This window comes from Citrobacter sp. GW821-FHT07H02 (assembly GCF_059418505.1).
Genome location: NZ_JBWKPZ010000001.1, coordinates 650578 through 672679, shown reverse-complemented (window position 1 = coordinate 672679; position 22102 = coordinate 650578). Strand labels below are relative to the sequence as shown.

17 protein-coding genes, 1 tRNA gene and 2 pseudogenes are annotated in these 22102 nt (G+C 52.4%); 7 read left to right on the top strand and 13 right to left on the bottom strand.

What is annotated here, in order from left to right:
• Window positions 1-16 precede the first annotated feature (16 nt).
• The gene (locus tag AC07NP_RS03070) at window positions 17-190 is read right to left on the bottom strand and encodes a con-10 family general stress protein (RefSeq protein ID WP_012132907.1); all 174 of its coding nucleotides are present in this window, start codon (window positions 188-190) and stop codon (window positions 17-19) included.
• Window positions 191-575: 385 nt separating this feature from the next.
• On the opposite strand from AC07NP_RS03070, the gene wrbA reads away from it, so the two are divergent.
• Window positions 576-1172: an NAD(P)H:quinone oxidoreductase gene (gene wrbA, locus AC07NP_RS03065; protein ID WP_494659535.1), complete on the top strand. Its 597-nt coding sequence runs from the start codon at window positions 576-578 to the stop codon at window positions 1170-1172.
• A 20-nt stretch (window positions 1173-1192) separates the two neighbouring features.
• The gene (locus tag AC07NP_RS03060; RefSeq protein WP_203358220.1) at window positions 1193-1420 is read left to right on the top strand and encodes a YccJ family protein; all 228 of its coding nucleotides are present in this window, start codon (window positions 1193-1195) and stop codon (window positions 1418-1420) included.
• Window positions 1421-1456: 36 nt separating this feature from the next.
• Here AC07NP_RS03060 and agp read toward each other — a convergent pair whose 3' ends face one another.
• The 7 genes from agp to AC07NP_RS03025 all read right to left on the bottom strand — a co-directional run bounded on the left by agp (window position 1457) and on the right by AC07NP_RS03025 (window position 8018).
• Window positions 1457-2698 (bottom strand): bifunctional glucose-1-phosphatase/inositol phosphatase, encoded by a 1242-nt coding sequence (gene agp / locus AC07NP_RS03055; protein WP_494659534.1) that lies wholly within the window; start codon window positions 2696-2698, stop codon window positions 1457-1459.
• Between the two features lie 87 nt (window positions 2699-2785).
• On the bottom strand, window positions 2786-3496 hold the full coding sequence (locus AC07NP_RS03050) for an ArsR/SmtB family transcription factor (protein ID WP_494659558.1): 711 nt from the start codon (window positions 3494-3496) through the stop codon (window positions 2786-2788).
• A 192-nt stretch (window positions 3497-3688) separates the two neighbouring features.
• A complete protein-coding gene (locus tag AC07NP_RS03045) occupies window positions 3689-4444 on the bottom strand; it encodes a sulfite exporter TauE/SafE family protein (RefSeq protein ID WP_494659533.1) in 756 nt (251 codons plus the stop codon).
• Window positions 4445-4601: 157 nt separating this feature from the next.
• Window positions 4602-5108: a protein disulfide oxidoreductase gene (locus tag AC07NP_RS03040; RefSeq protein WP_494659532.1), complete on the bottom strand. Its 507-nt coding sequence runs from the start codon at window positions 5106-5108 to the stop codon at window positions 4602-4604.
• Complete coding sequence (locus AC07NP_RS03035; protein WP_494659531.1) at window positions 5098-5721, bottom strand: DsbA family protein; 624 nt, start codon at window positions 5719-5721, stop codon at window positions 5098-5100. The genes AC07NP_RS03040 and AC07NP_RS03035 overlap by 11 nt, the downstream gene beginning before the upstream one ends.
• The gene (locus AC07NP_RS03030) at window positions 5718-7604 is read right to left on the bottom strand and encodes a protein-disulfide reductase DsbD family protein (RefSeq protein WP_494659530.1); all 1887 of its coding nucleotides are present in this window, start codon (window positions 7602-7604) and stop codon (window positions 5718-5720) included. Before AC07NP_RS03030 ends, AC07NP_RS03035 begins: the two co-directional genes overlap by 4 nt.
• A 48-nt stretch (window positions 7605-7652) precedes the next feature.
• Complete coding sequence (locus AC07NP_RS03025; protein WP_203358226.1) at window positions 7653-8018, bottom strand: copper resistance protein; 366 nt, start codon at window positions 8016-8018, stop codon at window positions 7653-7655.
• A 257-nt stretch (window positions 8019-8275) separates the two neighbouring features.
• Between AC07NP_RS03025 and cbpA the strand changes: the two genes are divergently transcribed.
• The 4 genes from cbpA to dgcJ all read left to right on the top strand — a co-directional run bounded on the left by cbpA (window position 8276) and on the right by dgcJ (window position 12488).
• A complete protein-coding gene (cbpA, locus tag AC07NP_RS03020; protein ID WP_494659529.1) occupies window positions 8276-9196 on the top strand; it encodes a curved DNA-binding protein in 921 nt (306 codons plus the stop codon).
• The gene (gene cbpM, locus AC07NP_RS03015) at window positions 9196-9501 is read left to right on the top strand and encodes a chaperone modulator CbpM (protein ID WP_494659528.1); all 306 of its coding nucleotides are present in this window, start codon (window positions 9196-9198) and stop codon (window positions 9499-9501) included. The genes cbpA and cbpM overlap by 1 nt, the downstream gene beginning before the upstream one ends.
• A gap of 223 nt (window positions 9502-9724) precedes the next feature.
• Window positions 9725-10822: a 4Fe-4S binding protein gene (locus AC07NP_RS03010; protein ID WP_494659527.1), complete on the top strand. Its 1098-nt coding sequence runs from the start codon at window positions 9725-9727 to the stop codon at window positions 10820-10822.
• Between the two features lie 136 nt (window positions 10823-10958).
• Window positions 10959-12488: a diguanylate cyclase DgcJ gene (dgcJ, locus tag AC07NP_RS03005; RefSeq protein ID WP_494659526.1), complete on the top strand. Its 1530-nt coding sequence runs from the start codon at window positions 10959-10961 to the stop codon at window positions 12486-12488.
• 118 nt (window positions 12489-12606) lie between these two features.
• Here the strand turns inward: dgcJ and AC07NP_RS03000 are convergent, their stop codons facing one another.
• The 5 genes and pseudogenes from AC07NP_RS03000 to AC07NP_RS02980 all read right to left on the bottom strand — a co-directional run bounded on the left by AC07NP_RS03000 (window position 12607) and on the right by AC07NP_RS02980 (window position 21130).
• Complete coding sequence (locus AC07NP_RS03000; RefSeq protein WP_494659525.1) at window positions 12607-14019, bottom strand: tetratricopeptide repeat protein; 1413 nt, start codon at window positions 14017-14019, stop codon at window positions 12607-12609.
• 468 nt (window positions 14020-14487) lie between these two features.
• A pseudogene (locus tag AC07NP_RS02995) lies at window positions 14488-15669 on the bottom strand (calcium-binding protein); the annotation flags it as partial.
• A 63-nt stretch (window positions 15670-15732) separates the two neighbouring features.
• Window positions 15733-17790, bottom strand: a pseudogene (locus tag AC07NP_RS02990) (peroxidase family protein); the annotation flags it as partial.
• A 1492-nt stretch (window positions 17791-19282) separates the two neighbouring features.
• Window positions 19283-19370: transfer RNA gene (locus AC07NP_RS02985), tRNA-Ser, on the bottom strand.
• Between the two features lie 131 nt (window positions 19371-19501).
• On the bottom strand, window positions 19502-21130 hold the full coding sequence (locus tag AC07NP_RS02980; RefSeq protein ID WP_494659524.1) for an ABC transporter substrate-binding protein: 1629 nt from the start codon (window positions 21128-21130) through the stop codon (window positions 19502-19504).
• Between the two features lie 267 nt (window positions 21131-21397).
• Here AC07NP_RS02980 and yccA point away from each other — a divergent pair, with 267 nt between their 5' ends.
• Window positions 21398-22057 carry an FtsH protease modulator YccA gene (gene yccA / locus AC07NP_RS02975; protein WP_162383894.1) on the top strand — a complete coding sequence of 220 codons (660 nt, stop codon included), beginning with the start codon at window positions 21398-21400 and terminating at the stop codon, window positions 22055-22057.
• Window positions 22058-22102 lie beyond the last annotated feature (45 nt).

Sequence of the window (22102 nt, the reverse complement as noted above, 5' to 3'; positions counted from 1 at the left end):
GGAAGATTCAGACAGGCTAGCTGTTACGGTTGCCGTGACTACTTTTGCCCCCTTTTTTGCCTGCTTCTGATGCACGTTGCGGATCGTTCTTGAAGTTCCCCCCGCTGTGCTGGCCACCTTTACGGCCTGCTTCTGATGCTCTTTCACGGTCTTCCGCAAAGTTGCCGGAACCGCCCCGATGGTTTGCCATTACTGACCTCCGTCATTGATTAGACATCATACTGCATAGGTACCGAGGAGTGACTCCTCACACAACAGATGGACATCGCCATCATTTTCGCTGCGTGGAACTAAGCTTAGTGAAGATCCCCTTATCGGCCAGCAAATCGTAATATCCTGCAACAGGATCACCGGAATAAAAGAAATAATCCCCTCCAGAAATCAATAAGCCTTTCTTATGACTAAAAAAAGTCACATGGTTAAAAATGTATCATTTTGCGTCAAAGAGTGGTTGCGTAAATGTTGTTATAAATCAAAAGAATGGTTGTGAAATTTGCACTCTCCTCAGTACGTCATATCTTTAAATGGAGGTAGCGAATCGCTACGGAGACGATAAAACCGAGGAGTAGTGCAAAATGGCAAAAGTTCTGGTGCTTTATTATTCCATGTACGGACACATTGAAACCATGGCGCATGCGGTGGCTGAAGGGGCAAGCAAGGTACAAGGCGCTGAGGTTGTCGTTAAGCGCGTACCAGAAACCATGCAGCCTGACATCTTCGCAAAAGCCGGGGGTAAAACGCAGAACACACCCATCGCAACCCCGCAGGAACTGCCAGAATACGACGCGATTATTTTCGGCACCCCCACGCGTTTTGGCAACATGTCCGGCCAAATGCGCACCTTCCTGGATCAAACCGGCGGGCTGTGGGCTTCCGGCGCGCTGCACGGCAAACTCGCCAGTGTCTTTAGTTCAACAGGAACCGGTGGCGGTCAGGAACAAACCATTACATCGACCTGGACCACCCTGGCGCATCACGGCATGGTGATTGTTCCTATCGGTTATGCCGCACCGGAATTGTTTGACGTTTCACAGGTTCGCGGGGGAACGCCGTATGGCGCGACCACGATTGCAGGCGGTGACGGCTCACGACAGCCAAGCCAGCAGGAACTCTCTATTGCGCGCTACCAGGGCGAATATGTCGCGGGCCTGGCAGTAAAACTTAACGGCTAATCTTCAACAGGAGGATTCGAATGCCAACTCAAGAAGCGAAAGCTCATCGCGTCGGCGAATGGGCAAGTCTGCGTAATACGTCACGAGAAATAGCCGAGGCTATTTTTGAAGTCGCCCAGTACGACGAAAAACTGGCGGAAAAGATTTGGGAAGAAGGCAGCGATGAAGTATTAGTCAAAGCCTTCACGAAAACAGATAAAGATTCGCTCTATTGGGGCGAGCAAACCATCGATCGTAAAAACGTGTAGCACGCACTCCCCCGTTCACACGGGGGAGCCTTTCCGTTAGTTTGCCGCGTCGTTCAGCACACGATCAAACTTGTCAATCGGGCAGAATCCATTCGAATCTATCGGGCACCCTTTAAGCTCCAGCGTCACACGCTGCGCCGGTGAGTTAAGCGTCAGAACCTCCGCATTACGCAACTGCTGCGAACTCTGGTACACATACTCAATTTTCATCAGATCGCGATTGGCTTTACTGTCATGCCAGCGCTGGAACACGATCTTACCGCCAATCGGCGTACGCTCATTCTGGTTATGTAACTGATACGGTTTGAAATCCAGCGCGGTCAATAGGGACGCGATGTTTGAGTCATGTCCGACTAATACGGTGATTTTCGGCGCGCTGCCGCGCTCGCTCACCAGTGCTTTATCAATGTATTTCACCAGCGGTTGGGCCACATTACGCGCCACCTCGCCCGAGGTAAACAGGCTGTCCTGATAACCGTTTTTCAGTTTTGACAGCACTTTCCATTGCTGGTCGGTTTTAATCTCGCCCCAGGCCACCTGATCCATTGGGAACCCTTCGTAATACTGCAGCGTAAAGGCATCGACCAGCGAATTCCCCACCTTCAATGGACCTGAAACGCCAGGTTCTTGTTGGTATTTCGCGCTAAAGCTGTCTTTGGCATCGATCAACGAGCACTGCTGTTTTTCTTTGCAGGATGGCGAGTCTTTGTAGTTCGTCATCTGCTCCAGCAACTGATAGCTCTCATTAAGATGCATCTGGCTGCGCTCTTTCTCCATCGCGAGAACCGCCTTCTCGCTAAACGCCGCGGAATCATCGGTGATCACCGGGTTAAAGGTCGGGTCCATGGTGCCCATTTTTTCCTGATGGTGTACAGGAATGTCGCACCCCGGGAATGCCCCGGTGATAAAGAACTGCGCCGTCGCCACCGTGCGTTGCAGGCTGTTAGCATAGGTGTAGACCGCATCCGGAGCCGGGCATTCGCCTGACTTCACCATCCCCTGCTCTGCCAGCCACTCGCGCATATAATGGCCCATATACACTTCCAGCACCCCGCCTTTGGTGGTGAGCTGACCGCCTGGCACATCCCATTCAGGCCACTTATTTGGCGTAGATTGTTCAAGGACGCTGCCATTATTGGCCAACGGCGCGCGCAGGTTATGTCGGCTCATCATTAACACTTGTTGCAGTTGATAGCCTTCCGGCGTGGTCTGCGCCTGTGCGTAACCAGACACCAATAAAAGCCCTGCCACACTTGTCGCGAGTAACGTTCTTTTCATCCCTACAACCTCTTGTTGTTATCAAATTTTTCTAAGTGTGACAGAAATATGACATTTTTCCGGGAACGCATTCGCAAAACGGAAGATTTACCGCAGTGCGGTAATGCCAAAATGAAGCTGGAGTTTGCGGATACCCAGCGGCGTAAAAGTGACCTGGCGGCTACCGGTCGTGGTTGTGATCCATCGCTGTTGATCGAAATAGGTCAACAGGGCGGCCCCGAGCACGCCCCCGGTGTGATAACGTCGCTCGCTCCAGTCCAGACAGCCGCAGCACCGTTTTCTGCGCGACACGCCAGCGCCGACCTCAATGCCTATTTCGGCGAGGTTGTCCTGTCCCAGCGGCGTTAACGCATCGCCCTCTGTCGTTATCCATTGTCGGGAAATCAGGGTATCAAAAAGCATGACGGCGATTTCTCCGGCAAGATGGTCATAGCAGGTGCGGGCATGGCGTAACCGGAGCGGCGTAGAAATTTTACGGGATGTGGAAGAGGCCCACGCCACCCCCATTAACCGTTCCAGTAATTGTGCGATCTCGTTGCTTGCCAGGCGAAAATAGCGATGTCGCCCCTGAGCCAGCGAGATAACAAATCGCTGCTCACATAAGCGCGACAGATGCGCGCTGGCGGTGGAGGCCGAAACATCCGCCACCGCACTGAGTTCCGTCGCCGTCCACGCGCGCCCATCCATTAAGGCGCTCAACATGCGTGAGCGCGATTTATCCGCCATCACCGCAGCGGTCAGCGCCATCCTTGACTCGAGTTCGAACTCCTCTTCACTTTCTGAAATAAACAACGTCATACGATCCTCTTTAACCTGACACCGTGCGTTTAAGACCGGAATATCCGGGGCGACCACCGGGTTTGCCGCCCCTCCGGGAACCAAATCCCGGTGTTTCCCCTCATTCATTGGCTTATGTGAACGGTGTGACTCTTTAACCCGTATAATCTGCATTGACCCTGGCACGGAATCCCCGCAAAGTCACGATGGCGCTTATACCGCACGAAGTATCATTTCAAGCCCCAACCCCATCAGGCAGAGTAAAAAGCAGCGTTTAAACACTAACGGTGATATCACCCGACGCACACGGGTGCCGATCCACTGACCGACGAGCGCGGGAATAATGGCGAATGCCGATAAAGTGACCGACTGAACCGGCAGCGCGCCGTGCCACCACAAGCCGAGCGCTAATGCCAGCGTCGAGAAGGTGAAAGAGATGCCCAACGCCTGTACCAGTTCCTCTTTCTCAAAGCCGAGGGACTGGATCCACGGCACCGCGGGCATCACGAAAACACCGGTGCCGCCGGTCAGCAACCCCGTCACTACCCCCACCATCATTGAGAGCGGTTTTTCACGTTGCGGATCGACCCGGATGCGTTTCCCGGCCAGCGTCCACAGCGCGTAAAGAATCAGCGCGATGCCAAGCGCCAGTTGAGTGCGCCGGGTGTCGCCGCCCGCAATCCAGACGCTGGCAAGCAATGTGGCGACGACGACCATCGAAAGCATCGGACAGAGACGTTTCAGCAATGTCCGGGTATTGCCGCCACCGCCGAACTGAAACAGATTGCTGATCAGTGAAGGTAACAGCAGCATCGCGGCGGCGGCGACCGGGGAGACCAGCGCCCCCAGGATCCCCATCGCCACGGTGGGCAGCCCCATACCGGTAACGCCTTTCACCATCCCCGCCAGCACAAAGGTAGCGGTAATCATCAACATCAGGTAAAACCCGGATTCCCAAAACACGACCATACGTTGTCCTCCAAAAAAAGACGATACGCGATAATGTCCGTTATTCTCAGGGCTTGCTTCGCTGGGGAGCGAAATATGGCTTCCGGGGATGAGGCGATGAAGAGTCTGGCTGAAAGGCGGCAGGCATGGAAAAATGCCGGGTTTCCCCGGCACAGTTTCAGAACGCGTTAGCCCACCAGATTCGAAGTTTCATCCCCCAGTAGCTTGTCCAGCCGCTGGTGGTAGACACGACCTCTCCCTTTGAGACGATCACCAGCGTCGGCGTTACGCTGATTTCCCAGCGGCGGGATATCTGGCCGCTCGCATCATTGATCACCGGGAAAGTGACATTTTTGCGCGTCAGCCAGCGGGAGACGTCGGCCTCGCTGCCAGAGCGTAGCGCAATGGTCATCACGTTTACCCCTTCCTGGTGAAGCCGCGCGACATCCGGAGTCGTGAAACGACACACGCCGCACCAGCTTGCCCAAAAATAGAGCAAGACCGGTTTCTCTTCGCTGAGTTTCGCCAGGGTGACGGTCTCCCCGTCCACCGTTTGCAGCGGCGTGCTGTCAAAGGAGGGCGGAACCTGTGGCGCGCGCCAGGCATCGACCAGCACCGTGACGACGGCCAGCAGCGCCAGCAAGATCAAACCTTCACGCAGCCAGCGCCGTAACTTACTGACCATTGGCTGCCGCCAGTTTCTCTTTGACGACCTCTTCCAGCGTCTCCCATGGCACGGCGCCAGGGATCATTTCATCCCCGATGATGGTCGCGGGCGTCCCCTGAACCCCCACCAGCCGGGCAAGCTGCAGGTTGGTACTCAGGGTCTCATTGCTTTTTTCATCCAGAGTTACCGCTGCCGCGCCGGATTTTTCCTGCGCCTGGGCAATGCTGGCGGCGGTGTGATATCCCCGTTTCTGCATTAGTTTTTCATGCAACGCCAGGAACTGTGCAGGATGTTCGCGCCAGGTCGTCAGCGCTGTACGCGCCGACAGCACCGAGCTTTCCCCCTTAAAGGGCAAAGGCTTAATCACCACTGCAACCTGAGGATATTTCTGCACAATCTTTTCCAGCATCGGATCAAGCTGTTTGCAGTAAGGGCAGTTGTAGTCCGTAAAGTTGATGAGCGTCAGCGTCGCCTTTTTCGCGCCAATGCGCGGACTGGCAGGATCGTTAAATAACGCTTCCTGAATCAGCGCTTCAATCTGTTTTTCCTGCTCTGGGGTAAACGGGGCTGCCTCTTGCGCCAGACTCAGACCAGAAAACAGGGTGAAGAACAGAACAATCAGGTATTTCATGGCATAACTCCTTTTGCGTTTACCAGCGTTTGCAGGACCATGTCCTGAGTCAGTAAGGTGGGTAACGCCTGACCGTCCGGTATTCCGGGGCCATAAATTTGGTTAAAAGGCACGGCGACGCGGCCACGTTTTTTCAGAAAATCAGACAACTCAGCGGAAGGCAGCGTCCAGTCGCCGCGCAGGGCGACAACATCCTGCTGTTGCAGCGCCTTCTGCACCGCCTCTTTCTGCAATACGTTGTATTTATTGACCTTGCAGGTGATGCACCAGTCGGCGGTGACGTCGATAAACACTCGTTTGTTTTGCGCCAGCGCCTGCTGAATGGCCTGCTCGCTCAGGGGCTGCCAGACCACGCTCTCTTTTGCCGGGGCGGGAGTGGAGAATCCCAAATGCGGCAGCAGAAGCGTTGCCAGCCAGATTGTGGATCCCAGCATCATCAAACCCAGCAGGCGTCGTAGCCCGTTCATCCAGCGACCGGGACGTGGCAGACTCAGTGCCAGGCCGGGGCGCAACGCGACCAGCAACCACGGCACGCTCATCCCTAATCCAAGCGCGAGAAACAGTCCCCACAGCGTCGGAAGCGATGCGGTGAGTGCCACCGCCACGGCGGTGCCGAGGAACGGCGCGCTACACGGTGTTGCCAGCAGAGTGGCAAACGCCCCCTGCCAGAAGTGGCCGGTCATCCCGTTCCCGCCCTGAGTCGCCAGTCGGGTTGTCATTGCCGAAGGAAGCCGGAATTCAAACAGTCCAAACAGGCTGGCGCTAAAGATCAGCATCACCGCCACCATGACGCCAATAAACCACGGATTCTGGAACTGAATACCCCAGCCGAGCGCCTGATTCGTCAACCGCAGCACGGTCATCAGCAGCGCCAGCGCCATGAAGGAAGCGATAATCCCCGCCACCGACGCGAGGAATTGTCGCCGCACCTGTTGTCGGTTTTTCTCCTTTACCAACAATACGGAGCCGAGCTTCATCCCCAGCACAGGCAACACGCAGGGCATCAAATTGAGAATAAATCCACCCACTAATGCCATCAGAACCACTTGCCAGAGCGGCAAGGCGGCGCCTTCTGTCACTGGCGCAGGGGCGGCACCTACCGAGAGCGTGCTCTCCTGCGCGATCCCCTCATTGACCAATACCAGCGTGACTGTCTTACCGCGGAGATCCGGCGCCCCCTCTCCCCAGCTATCGCGGACGGGGATCGTCGCCTGTAGTGTCGTTCCCGCAATCTGGAATTGAGGTTTACCGATTTCCGCGTCATCAACAGTATCGAGATACAACCCAGGGGTTGACCAGCCTCCCGCCCGCTCGGCTTCAACCACCAGTTCCCCGGCGCGCGCGCCAACGGTAATGGAATCCGTCAGTCCCTGAGACAGAGGGACTCGTCCCATCGCCTGGGCAAAGTCATGCGCAAAGGTCGCATCCTGGTGGGACGGCGACACAGAAAACGCATAATCGGTCAGCAAACAAACGTTGCTGCACGTCGAGAGCGTCAGGATACCCTCGATTTTCTCCGGCGCTTTTCCCCGAATCACCAGCGGAAAGCTGACCTGGTCGTGATACCCCTGAGTGGTCAGATTCGCCACCTCAAAACGCGAAGGCGTTGGCCAGAACCAGTCGACATCGGGCATTTCGCCCTTCCAGGTAATCGCAGGGGCAACCCCTCCCTCCCCGGGTGAACGCCAGTAGGTCTTCCAGCCGTTTTCCAGCTTTACCTCCAGCAACAGCCGGGTTTCGCCCTGCGCGGTGGTATCGGCACGCAGTTGCACACGGGCATGGTCATTCTCTGGTGAACGCAGCCAGCCGTCGTCTGCCGCCCAGGATACGGGCAGCCATAGCAATAACAGACAGAACAGCATCTGCCTGAAAACAAGAATCATATTTTTTCTCCATGAATAATTAACTTACCGTTAGCACTAACCGGTCTGTCATTCACGGAACACGCAAAAGCGTAGATGAACTCTAAGTGTGGGGGGCGAGATGGCTCGCGGAGGGAAAAACGGCAGGCGAATAACCCGCAGGGGTGCCAACAGAGCAAGGAGCAGGCAAAGGACCAGAATCGCCCCTTCGAACATCACGGGCGGCGACGCCAGCAGTGATTTTGCGCTAAGTTCGCAGGGTGTAACTGTCGACGTGACCTCTTCGGACGGCGCATCCGGCACAACGGCCACGACAGTCGCGGCGGTTTCCATCTGCAACGCGTGCAGGCCCGCCATGCGCTGCGCGGTGCAAATCATCACCACGACACATGCCAGACACAGAAACCACCATCCCATCCGTTGTCGTTTCGCCATTACACCCTCACTGATTGACGCGGGTTATCTTAGCCCCTGGGGAGGTTTTGGCAACCTTTGGGCTGTAAAGTTATGTCCACAGGCTGATTTCGCGCCCGCAATCCCCTTCAGAAACCCTGTTTCCGTGGAGTTATTTCATTCAGCAAAATGATGTTTTGGCTGTTTGCAGACGCGTTTCTTAGGATTACCCTACACTTAACGGTGATATCTTTTCAGGGGATTTCCTTTGCATGCCGTGATTTACGAGAGAGAACGCTATGGAATTAAAGGATTATTATGCCATTATGGGCGTAAAACCGACGGACGATCTCAAGACTATCAAGACCGCCTATCGCCGACTGGCCCGCAAGTACCATCCTGATGTCAGCAAAGAACCCGATGCCGAAACCCGCTTTAAAGAGGTTGCTCAGGCGTGGGAAGTGCTCAGTGATGAACAGCGCCGGGCAGAATATGACCAGTTGTGGCAGCATCGCCACGATCCGCAATTTAACCGCTCATTCCAACAAGGCGAAAGCCAAAGCTACAACACTGAAGATTTCGACGATATTTTTTCGTCGATTTTTGGCCAGCACGCCCGACAGTCTCGCCAGCGCCCGGCAACCCGTGGGCACGATATAGAGATTGAGGTGGCGATATTTCTCGAAGAAACCCTGACTGAACACTCGCGAACCCTCAGTTATACAGTGCCGGTGTATAACGCACTGGGTCTTGTGGAGCGAGAAATCCCCAAAACGCTGAACGTAAAAATCCCGGCGGGTGTGGGAAATGGACAACGTATTCGTCTCAAAGGCCAGGGAACGCCAGGCGAAAACGGTGGACCGAATGGCGATCTGTGGCTGGTTTTCCATATTGCGCCGCATCCTTTGTTTGACATCGTCAATCAGGATCTGGAGATCGTCCTGCCGCTGGCGCCGTGGGAGGCCGCACTGGGCGCCAAAGTCACCGTGCCAACGCTGAAGGAGAACATTTTGCTGACTATCCCGCCCGGCAGCCAGGCGGGACAGCGTTTGCGCATCAAAGGCAAAGGGCTGGTGAGCAAAAAGCAGACTGGCGACCTGTATGCGGTGATTAAGATTGTGATGCCGCCAAAACCGGACGCCGCCGCAGCAGCCCTCTGGCAACAACTGGCGCAGACACAAACGTCCTTTGAACCGCGCAAAGAGTGGGGGAAAGCATAATGGCGAACGTGACCGTCACCTTTACCATCACCGAATTTTGTCTGCATACCGGTGTGTCAGAAGAAGAACTTTACGAAATTGTGGGTCTGGGTGTGATTGAGCCTTACGAGCGTAAAGCCGCCCCCTGGCAATTCGACGACCATGCCGCCGCTGTCGTGCGACGTGCCTTGCGGTTGCGCCACGAACTGGCGCTGGACTGGCCAGGCATTGCTGTTGCGCTCACCTTGCTGGAAGAAAATGCGCAATTAAGAGAGGAAAACCGATTGCTGCGCCAGAGACTTTCGCGCTTTATTACGCATCCATAACCCACAGATTTCCGTAATTAACCGGGGGCTGTAAATTGCCCCCAATATTTGCCAAAAATAAACAATCACCACCCGCCAAATAACACTTTATAGGTACAACGTAGCGCAATACGTTATTTCTCTGCGCCACGAACCATTATCAGGATATAAATCAATTTTAGCCGTGGGGTTCCGCCGTAGCATAGTAGCATTATGGATGCACGTTCTGGGGAAGTGAGCGGTCATGAGCGAAACGAAGAGAACACGCTGGCAACGCCGTCAGGGAACAACAGGCGGAAAATTACCGTGGAATGACTGGCGAAATGCCCTGACCTGGCGCAAAGCCACGCAATATCTGCTACTGGCCATCAATATTTATATTGGCGTTAGTTTCTATTTCTGGGTCCGTTTTTATGAAACGGGCGGTGCCAGTGTGTTTATTCCCAGGCCCGGCGGGATTGAAGGATGGTTACCTATCGCCGGGTTGATGAACGCCAGATACACCGTAGAAACGGGTTGGCTCCCCCCTATTCACGCGGCGTCCATGCTGCTGCTGGTGGCGTTCGTACTGATAAGCCTGCTGCTTAAAAAAGCATTCTGCTCATGGCTGTGCCCCGTGGGTACGCTATCGGAAATGCTTGGCAGTCTGGGGATGAAATGCGTTGGTCGTCATTTTACGCTCCCCCGCTGGCTGGATATTCCGTTACGCGGACTGAAATATGTGCTGTTAAGTTTTTTTCTGTATATCGCGCTTTCAATGCCAGCACAGGGAATTCAGCTCTTTCTCATGTCACCCTACGGGATAATTATCGACGTTAAAATGCTCAATTTTTTCCGTCACATCGGTATGGCAACTCTCGTTTGTGTGATTATTTTCGCCATCGCCAGCCTGTTTATTCGTAATGTCTGGTGTCGATATTTGTGCCCCTATGGTGCCTTACTTGGCCTTTTTTCTCTGTTATCCCCGTTTAAAATCCGTCGTAATGCCGACAGCTGTATTGATTGTGGGAAATGTGCCAAAAATTGCCCATCCCAAATACCGGTAGACCGATTAATTCAGGTGAGAACGCTTGAATGTACCGGCTGTATGACGTGCGTTGAATCCTGCCCGGTCGCATCGACACTGATTTTTTCAGTGCGTACACCACCCGAAACACAAACCGTTCCACATCAGAAAACGCGCTGGCAGAACGGCCTCTCGGGGGCCACCATGGCCGCACTGGTACTGGGGATTGTATTTGCCGCGGTCGGTATCGCTATGCTGGCAGGTGTCTGGGAGAGTCCCGTTCCCGAACATCTCTATTTCCGGCTTATTCCGCAAGCAAACATGATTGGGCATTAATTGAACGGCGTCGCCATACCCCAGGATAATACATAACCCCTGCACCAGGGGTTATACTCGCTGGCGGGAATTTTAGGGTTTTCGATGCTATACTTGAGAGCACTTGCGGGTGGTTTAAAAAAGGGAAGTTACCAGCTTGTCTCCGAATAAATATATCAGCGCCGTTATCATTATCATTGCCTGTACGACATCGATTTTTTTTGCCCTCTTCGCTCATGAATACCGTAGCCTTCAACGCTACATGGGATACATAGCTGAAAACGGAAAGTCTGCGTTATTCCATGAGGAGTTCATAAACCAGGATATTGCATCTCGCCTATCGAGAGCATTTTCATCAACAGCGTCTCCGTCAGTAAATGAAACGGATAAGATGGCTGACGTATGCAAACATGTCGAATCAGTGAACACGATTTTCGGTTTAAATCTGGTGGGTAAAACCCTGCCCACTCTGAAGGGTACGCTACAAACGCACAATCCCTCGTGCGCACAATGGGGCCATGACGTCTCCGCGCTGCCCATCATTCAACATGCAAACACAATAATTTCGTCACAGTACAGTTTTTCGAACTACAACGGATATGTGTTCAAAAACATGCGGTATTATATTGATCTTGCACATAATTATATTTACATCAATCAATTAGTTGATACCCGGCACTACAAATTCAGTAACTGGCTGGTTGCCGATGATGACAGCATCAATATTGTTCGTAGCGCCCACACCATCAATATTGACACCACGGCATTAAATGACTTAATGCAGGGTGAAAACATCGTTTCGCATATTTATCATGATGGTTTTACAAAGAAAAATATCATCAGCATGCTGACCCCTGTGTTCCGTCACAATATCGTGAAAGGAATATTAATTACCGATATCAACATTAATGATCTGGCAACCTCGTTCCATACCCTTGATCGCCCTCTGCTGTGGCAATTTTTATCGCTTTACGTCACTGATAATACCACCCGTGACAATATCATTTTCCATAGCCCGTATATTAAAACGGCAGATGCCATTAATTATGAAGAGCCGATAACACAGTACTACACTCTGCATATTAAACTTGATGCGATTTATCTAATCATCAGCAATATGTGGTTAGTCGTACTTTATCTATTCAGTACCTGGCTGCTCTGCCGTTATGCTAAACAACAGTTTATACGTCATATGTCACTGTCTCATGACAATGTCACCGATGCGATGACCGGTCTCTACAATCGCAAAATAATGAACGTCAATCTTGAGCAAAAAATCCGTACTCTGCTCCAGAAAAAAATCGCCATCACGGTCATTTCGATCGACAGCGATGGGTTGAAAAAAATCAACGACACGCTGGGACATCATATGGGCGACAAAGCCATTCAATCTCTGGGCATGGCGATAGCCCAATCAATTCGTAAAAGTGACTACGGTATACGACTGGGCGGAGACGAATTCAGCCTGATTTTGATCGATTATACGCTGGCGAAATCCTGGGATGTCATTGCCCGAATCCAGGAAAACCTGACCACTCTGGATGAAGAAAAACTCGTGGCCTTCTCCTATGGCTGCTATCAACTGCATTCTGATGACACGCTGGAAAGCGCGCTGCTAAAAGCGGACGATTTGCTGTATCAGCATAAACGGAATAAATACGGTATTCAGGAGCCGGGTAAGATCTGAGCGCGCGATACTGACGCTTCTGTTGCGATGAAGTGAGTCAACTCTTTGGCAAACGACGGCAGGACCGGCGTTTCAGGGCGGCGCGCCTGGTATCGCCGCCCTGCGGGTTCAGACGAGGTTACATCTCTGATTGATCGCGGTGTTGTTCGAAATAGTTTCTCGCCTTATCGTCCGCGTCTTTAAAGGCAGCAGGCGTTAAATTCTGCTTTGCGCTCTCCATAGAAGCCCGCGCATCAGAATTTTCATTGGCGACGGCCACCGCAGACCAGATATAGGCTTGTGCATAATCCTGCTTCACCCCTTTCCCTTCCAGGTACATGCTTCCCAGCAGACCCTGAGCCCTTGCATTCCCCTTCCTGGCGGCTTTATCAAACCACTCAATGGCTTTTTTATCGTCCTGGGCGACACCGTTACCGTCTAAGTACATCATCCCAAGATCCGTCTGAGAGCCCGTGTCTCCCTGCTCAGCGGCCTTGCTAAACCACTCCAGCGCTTTCTTATTGTCCTGAGCGGTTCCCTCTCCTTTTAAATACATTGAGCCGAGCATGCCCTGCGCCAGCATATCGCCCTGGGGAGCGGCCTGGTTAAATAACGTAAACGCTTTCTGGTAATCCTGAGCCACACCGACGCCCTCGCCGATGTAATACATAACACCCAGCATGCTCTGGCCCAGTGCATCGCCGTGACTGGCGGCTTGCGTCAACAGCTCACGCGCTTTTTTATGATCCATACCAACGCCATCACCCTCAAAGTACTTTCTGCCGAGTAATGCCTGCGCCTTAGAATCTCCCTGCCCAGCCGCTTTACTCAATGCCTTGACGGTGTTGTAACCCTCTAACAGCGTTTTATTGCTTTCAAGATAATGCTTCGCATCGGGATTTCCTTGTTCAACCGCCCGGTGAAGCCACTCTATCGCAAGATAGTTTCCCCGTCCGGCCGCCTGGCTAAGCCACTCAACCGCTTTCTTATTTCCCTGTTCGGCGTCTTTGTTGAACCACTCAATGACCTTACCGTCATACCACCGCGCCCCCTCACCATCGAAATACATCAGGGCGAGGAAATAGCGCGCATCAGCATTGCCCTGTTCCGCAGCCTGGGTCAGCCATTCAACGGCTTGCTTGTCGTCCTGCTGTACACCCTGACCTTCAAAGTACATGATGCCAAGGTAGTACTGTGCATCGACATTCCCCTGCTTAGCCGCTTTGCTAAACCACTCGGCCGCTTTCTTGTCATCCTTCTGCCCCTCCTTTCCCTCGTAATACATGAGCGCAAGAAGGTGCTGCGCATTAACGTTTCCCTGCTCTGCAGATTTGATTAGCCACTCGCGCCCTTTACTGAGGTCCTGCGGCACCTCTTTTCCCTTTAAATAAACGGCCGCAAGAACAAACTGAGCCTCCGCATCCCCCGCCTCTGCACCTTGCTGTAAAACAGTCATAGGCTCTTTTTTCCACTCTTTTGCGTGTCCATGCGATGCACCTGCGCCCCATAATAAGCCGATGAAAGTTAAGGCGAAGAGAGGTCGAATGTTCATATAACGTAATCCTTGTTAAGAAAAATGCACATAATGGAGATGGCACACTAACAATCCAACCCGTTTGACCAACGGTTGTGATCTGTATCAGAACTATGAGTCGTCGACTTGATAAAACGCGGAAAAAATGCCCTCAAAATTCAGGGGATTCCACTGAAGCGTATGGCATTTATTCAGCGGACGCCGCCGCAGGAAATGCAAATAGTTGCAATGTGTTGAAAAAATGACTAACTCAATTTAGTGATTTATTTATCCAGCGGATTGAGCGTAGCAGTATGTGATCTCCTTTCCCGGTTCCGTGTTTTTTGACGGGATTCGCTTTCTCACAAAACCGATATTTTACTGCAGGCGCCAGCATAAGCACATTGATAACATAACTAAAAAAATAGCATTATAAAGGTGGATTTCGTTCCCTTTAATAAATCTTTTAGTTCTGTTGGCGTATGCTGGCGCGACATCGTCTTCTCCTTATCCGATTAAAGTAAAATCATTAATATCGATGCTTTTAGAGTTTACGTTTTCTAAAGTAATGACATTGCCATTAAGAGGATTGCCGATGGTAATGACGGTACTGCTACCGGCTCCCCCAGCAATCGTGACGCTGCTGGCAAAATTCGCTACACCAATGCCTAATAAACTCAGATCGAGGAGGTCCTGTCCGCCGCCGGGATTACTATCGAAACCGTTGGTAATACGGTCTCGCCCAAAGCCTGCGCTAAAGACGAAGGTGTCATTTCCGGAACCACCTGCCATGATATCAGCGCCCTGGCCACCATCGAGTCTATCGTTACCCACTCCGCCTATCATGTAATCGTTACCGGTCCCGCCCTGAAGGTTATCGATACCCTCACCACCTTCAAGGAAGTCATTTCCTGCCCCGCCATTCAGTTGGTCGTTTCCTCCCATCCCATACAAAAAGTCATTACCGCTGCCACCGTTGATGGTGTTGGCAATGGCATTCCCTTTGCCGGTGAAAGCGCCTGTCCCGGCGAACACCAGTGTTTCAACGTTATTGGTCAACGTGTAATTTTGGAGGGTGGTCTGGACAACATCCGTCCCGCCATTAAGACCTTCCTTGACACTGTCCATAGCATTATCAACCAGATAAATATCATCTCCGGCCCCCCCCGTCATGCTATCGGCACCCTGGCCACCCTCGAGTCTATCGTTACCCGCTCCGCCTATCAGGTTATCGTTGCCAGCCCCGCCCTGAAGGTTATCGGCACCGTCACCGCCATCAAGGGAGTCATTTCCTGCCCCACCGTTCAGTTGGTCGTTTCCTCCCATCCCATACAAAAAGTCATTACCGCTGCCACCCGTGATGGTGTTGGCAATGGCATTCCCTTTGCCAGTGAAAGCGCCTGTCCCGGTGAACACCAGTGTTTCAACGTTATTGCCCAACGTGTAATTGTTGAGGGTGGTCTGGACAACATCCGTCCCGCCATTAAGACCTTCAGTGACAACGTCGCCAGTATTATCAACAATATAGGTATCATTGCCGAGACCACCCACCATCACATCGGCGCCAGTGCCGCCGTTGAGTGTGTCGTTGCCGGCCCCACCGTTGAGCGTGTCGTTGCTGCCACCACCATTGAGGACGTCATCGCCAGGCCCACCATTGAGGACGTCAATGCCGTTCCCACCATTGAGGACGAGGTTGCGGTTGGCAACGACCGGTGGATTATCGAGCTGACTCGTCCCGAAGATGTTCTCGGGAAGATTGGTCAGGCCCGTGTTGCGTGCCACGATCCCGGCAAAGCCCTGCTCCTCGATAACCTCGTAGAGGTCCAGATGCTCCACGCGGTCGAGATAATACAGCCGGTCACCTTCCTGGATCCGGTCAAGTTGCTCGTGGATGATGACCCAGAAGGTCTGGCCAACCACACCGCCATTGATGTGCTTCTCGGCGAGTCCGCCAACGAACAGATCAACTCTGTCGATGCCTTTGACGGTGTTTCCGTTGACAAATTTATAGCCAGGATTCGCTGCCAGGAAGTCTGCAATTTGAGCATCCTCCAGCACGAGGTCTGGATAGGCCTGCTTGAATTGCTCAATGACTGTATCGCTGAGATCGTTCCGTGCCTGGAAGTCCTCCCACGAACTGTAGGGTGTGAGATCGCCAGCAAAGCTGACCGCCTCCTTCACATACGGATCGAGAGAGGCCATCAGGTCGGCCCGGATCTGGTTCATCGAACCCAGACCGACGTCCCACTCGCGAGCGACGTCGAAAGCAAACACGTCAGCACTGGTACGTATGAGGTCATTTCGGACAGCATCGACGATATTGACGTCGACTTCTTCCGCTTGCTGGACAACACCACCGGCAATGATCCCGGAGACACCCAACTGCTCGAAGCCTGGCTTGGGAGAGTAAGGCAATTGCCCACTGGGGAGGATGAACGCACTCGTATCGTTGGTCGGGTTGAGGAACGCGTCGAACAGAGGTACCTGCGTTGCATTGCCCTGAGCGTCGAGCACCGTCAGCGTCTGCCCTATCAGCGAATGACCGAACCGGTAAGCTGCAGTCGCGAACTCGTGGGAGACTCGTGCATCCACTTCCGGATTGTACCCGGCGAAGCCGTGATCGCCCTCGCCTCTCATGCCACCAAGCAACTTGTCGGCAAAGTCGGTGTAAATAACGCGCTGATACTCAGCCTCGTTGATTATCTTGGCGGCCTGGAACAGTTCTTCAGCTGTTCCATCAAATCCGGCTTCGAGCAATCCGTTGACATGGAAGTTGTGATTCCGCTCCCAGATGTTGTGGACCGCAGTGAGTGCGATGTTCTCGTTCGCACGTCCATCACCCGCTACGTAGTGGTCGAGCAGGTTGATAAAGGGGTTGGTGTCGAGCAGCAGCGCAAAGCCACTGCCCATGAAATTAGACGTCATGGCAGGAAGCATCGACTTGTTGATAACGCCATTGCTGTCGACCAGTCCGGCGAAGTACTCCCGGAAGGTCACGCTATGGTCGCCCGGCAGCGAGTTGTCGGTGAACAGCGTGTTGTTGTTCCAGTGATGCAGGATCAGTTCGCTCAGCGTGGGCAGCAGCTTGAAATTCGGATTTGAGGGATCCACTCCGCCTTCCAATAGCTTGCCCGTAAACCCGCCCTGTCCGTCACCTTCGCGCAGGAACTGGCCGACGAGTTCGTTCGAGCCATAAGTTTGGTTCTGGTCAGCAAATGGCGATGTCTTATTGAGATGCTGCGGGATGCCATTGGCATCAATGCTGTCAACGGTTCCGCGAGTCAGGTCAGCAGGATTTGGAACCGTGCCCGGAGCGCCAATCTGGATCGTTCCGTTACCTCCCTTACCAAGGAAATCGAGACCGTGATCGAAGTACTGACCGAAGGCCGTGAACAAGCTGTTCACGCCAGCGGCGTTTCCGGAAAGGTTTGCTTCCTGTGCGCCAAGGATGTTGCTGATGGCACGCGGATCCAGCCCGGAGAACAGGGGATTGATGTCGCGGTTGTGAGTCGTCTCATTCCAGGCGCCGTAGTGCGCGTCGGTGAGTCGTGTGAACGGCTGATCGGCCGAACCATAGTCAAGGTGAACACGGTTATTGCCGGTGCCTTCGAGATCGCGGATCCCGAGCGCATCGTTGTCTTCACCGCCTTCACGCCCGTTGACCAGATTCTTCAGGTTGGCGACATCACTGGCGTTGAGCGGGAAGGCACCGTCGCCGCCGACATCATCATCGCCATCGTCATCGTCATCGTCATCCGCCGACGTTTCCTTGCTCGCTAAGATAATGGGATCGGCAGGTTTCGACATGGTGTTCATGCCGTCAGGCACTGTGCTCGTGTCCTGGGTCAGCGTAGAAGGCCTGGCTCTCGACGCCAGCTCAACAGCCTCCTGCGGCGACGGCGTGCCAAACACACCATCCAGACCAGTGCTGATGACCGGATCGGTACCTTTGTTCACTTCAACTGCGGGTAAGATGTTGGCGGTCTGGTTACTGATAACCGATCGCGGCGGATCGATAACCGACCATATCCCGGCGTATCCCGTTTGAAACGCGTGATCAAACACGCGCAGGAAGGAGTGGTCTATGGCACCAAACTTGTTCTGCCCTGTGAGCAGGTGGTTAAAGCTACCATCGAAGGTACGAATACCGAATGGAAGCAGAGGGTTGGAGAGTAAATTAAAGTTGACACCGTCGACATACGCTTGTGCTATCGAGGTTTGCAGGAGGATAAATTTAGGGTCATGCTTATTAATATCGGCCATGTTCATTTCTCTCAAGAATGATTATGAAAGGGCACGAAAAGGCGAAGCCTGTACGCGGCACTCGGATTACGCACCTGCAATTGCTAACTGAGCGAGTAGACAGAGCAGCTCCGAGCTCCGAGGGGGCAAACGATCTATATTCCCCCTTCACTTCACAAAATGACCCTACGATGGATATGCTCAGCTCCCACTGGAAAATCGCGACGACTTACTTTGCCAAAGTGATTACAGGCTTCAGACAAGCGATCCCCTGATATTTAATAAAGCCATAAAGTTAACAACCGTCAATAATATTAAACAGCGAAAATGAACCACCGGTAATTAACCGACCAACGTTGCGCTGATAGCCGCGCTTTAACTATCCAGCAATACAACACGATAGGTGAAATTTTCCAGATGAATATTGAATAAATCATAAAGAAAAAATTAATTATTAATATAGACACGCTAAAATCAATAATATAAAAGTTTATAAAAAAACCTGAAAATAATACATTATTAGTACCGCTTCGTTGACATACCGAAACTAACTTATATTTACCTGCCATCAACATCATAAACGAGGTCATTATGTATGATGTGACCTGTCCCCAGAATTAGAGACTACCGTCAGTGAGTAATGTCGGTTTGTTTACCTTTAATTTTTCCGTTTCGCCAGCCTGCTGCAAACTCTGATGGCGTCGGATAATTCAGCGCTGAATAATGTACGGCTCGGGGGCACTCCAGGTTGCGCTTCAAAACGCTTAACCGCGCCAGAACACTCAAGATGAAAGCACGTATCAAACGCTAAAGATGACTCTACTGTAAGCACAGTGTTCATCTTTGGGCTGGTGAACCTGAAGAGATGGTTAACTCTGGAATGACGATGACTTCAGCGGTACATGATACCCCCAGACCACAATAACCATAACTTTAATAGGGTCTATGGCAGCTATTGCTTCCAGCAGGGACACTCGATGGTTAGGAGGCGTCAACTTATGGTAAAAACACCAAAAAAGAAAAAGGGGTTACCTTTCGGTAACCCCTTCTCTGTATTTGGCGGAAGCGTAGAGATTCGAACTCTAGAACCCTTTCGAGTCGCCGGTTTTCAAGACCGGTGCCTTCAACCACTCGGCCACGCTTCCAATGAGGCGCACTATAAACATCCCGAACGGACCTGTAAAGCACCAAACCGTTCATTTGCCTGAAAAATAGTCAAAATGCTGTTAATAGCCTGAAATAACAACAAATTGACCATTTATTCAGCGCAAAACCATCAATGTTTTATGATGTACATATCTTTGCTGTAGTAATTCCCCAGACTGTCGGAGACAAATCCGCCTACCCACGGCTTCACAAGATGGGTGCGAACGTAGTGATAAACCGGAATGGCGGGTACGTCCTGCCCCAACATGTCTTCAGCCTGTTGATAATATTTACCTCGCTCCGCGACCGTTGCTGCTTTCGCAGCATTACGTAACGCCTCGTCATACGCCGGATTGCTGTACTTGCTCGTGTTTTCACTGTCGCCCGTACGATAGGTATTCAGGAAACTTGCCGCATCATCGTAATCCGCAATCCAGGCATAACGAACCGCATCGAAATTACCGGTATGCATGGTATCGAGCATCGTTTTCCATTCCTGGTTTTGTAATTTCGCCTCAACGCCGAGGTTCTTCTTCCACATCGAACTCGCCGCAATGGCAATGCGCTGATGCGTTTCCGAGGTGTTATAAAGCAAATTGAACGAAAGCGGATGCTCCGGACCAAATCCCGCGTCGGCTAACAGTTTTTTCGCCTCTGCGATGCGTTTGTCCCGTGGCCAGGAGGCATAGTCAGGCGCACGTAGCGTCACACCGCCAATATCAGGCTGGCTGATGACCCAGGCTTCGCGTTGCCCCTGCCCCATGACTTTCTGCGCGATAATGTCCTTATCCAGCGCCATATTCAGCGCACGGCGTACGCGCGGGTCATTGAACGGTGCACGGGTGGTATTGAACTGATAGTAATAGGTAGACAGTTGTGGTGCGACGCGTAGCTCGTCGCCCATTGTTTTTTTCAGTTGCGCGAACTGGTTCACCGGCACGGTATAGACAATATCTATCTCTCCCGCTTTGTAGCGGTTAACGTCCGCCGCCTCAGAGCTGATAGGCAGCCAGGTGACTTTATTGATAACAGTATGTTGGTCATCCCAGTAGCGAGGGTTGCGCACCGTCATAATCCGTTCGTTCACCACCCATTGCGAGAGCGTGTAGGCTCCGCTGCTGACGAAATGTTCAGGTTTTGTCCACTTATCGCCAAAACGGCCTATCAGGACTTTATCCAGCGGCACCAGCGATGGATGGGCCAGCATCGCGAGAAAGGCGGCGGTTGGCTGCGTTAGCGTGATTTCCAGCGTTCTGTCATTGATGGCTTTGACCCCCAACGTACCCGGCGCTTTGTTGCCTTGTGCAATCTCTGCGGCGTTCAGTACATGCATATTCCCCAGATAGGTCGCATACGGAGAGGCCGTTTTGGGCGAAACTAAACGCTGCCAGCTCCAGACGATATCCTGTGTCGTGATAGCCGAGCCATCAGACCAGGTGATCCCAGGGCGTAAATGGAACGTCCAGACCGTATTGGCTTTATTTTCCCACGACAGGGCAAGTCGCGGTTCAATCGCCCCTTCAGGAGTGACGGCGACCAGTCCATCGAACATCTCGCTGATTAAACTGAACTCGACATTGCTTTCAACTTTATGTGGGTCCAGCGATGCCGGTTCGCTACCGTTGTTTCTGACCAGCTCCTGTTTTTCTGCCAATACCGTTCCGGCCGGAACATTCGCTGCCCATGCCGCAGTGGTTATCGACATCAGACTGACGGCCAACAGCGTAAACGTAAACACCCTCGGGTTAAGTTGAGTCATTCCCTTTACCTTATTGATCTGTTGATGAGGACATCACCACTCATAATGGGCGCCATGTAATAAAGCAATAATTTTCAGTCACCTATACGACGTTGATCTCCCCGCAGTGCATAATTGGTGTGTTAAACTGGTTTACCTGATTTTTCTGAAATAAAATGCTTATCCCGTTAGAGATCAACTGCGTAAAGATGGGTAAAACCGCTGTGTCATTGCCAGCGATTTCTTTATCCTCCGTCATTAATTACATCTGTCATAAGAGAGTGACTCATGGATCGTATAATTACTTCTTCGCGCGACCGTACATCGCTACTCAGCACGCACAAAGTGCTGAGAAATACCTATTTTCTGCTGAGCCTGACGCTGGCGTTTTCAGCGATCACCGCCACGGCAAGCACCGTATTAATGCTGCCGTCTCCGGGTCTGATTCTGACGCTGGTGGGTATGTATGGCCTGATGTTCCTGACCTATAAAACAGCGAACAAACCGACCGGCATCCTCGCCGCTTTCGCATTTACCGGCTTCCTGGGCTACATTCTCGGCCCGATGCTGAATGCCTATCTGTCCGCAGGTATGGGCGATGTGATCGCGATGGCGTTGGGTGGAACTGCACTGGTCTTTTTCTGCTGCTCCGCCTACGTTCTGACAACACGCAAAGACATGTCTTTCCTCGGCGGTATGCTGATGGCGGGTGTGGTTGTCGTACTGATTGGTATGGTGGCAAACATCTTCCTGCAACTGCCAGCGCTGCATCTCGCGATTAGCGCAGTGTTTATCCTGATCTCTTCCGGTGCCATCCTGTTTGAGACCAGCAACATTATCCGTGGCGGCGAGACTAACTACATCCGTGCGACAGTTAGCCTGTACGTTTCGCTCTACAACATCTTTGTCAGCCTGCTGAGCATTCTGGGTTTCGCCAGCCGCGACTAAGAGACAACATGTGTCATCCAGCCCCGCTTATGCGGGGCTTTGTTT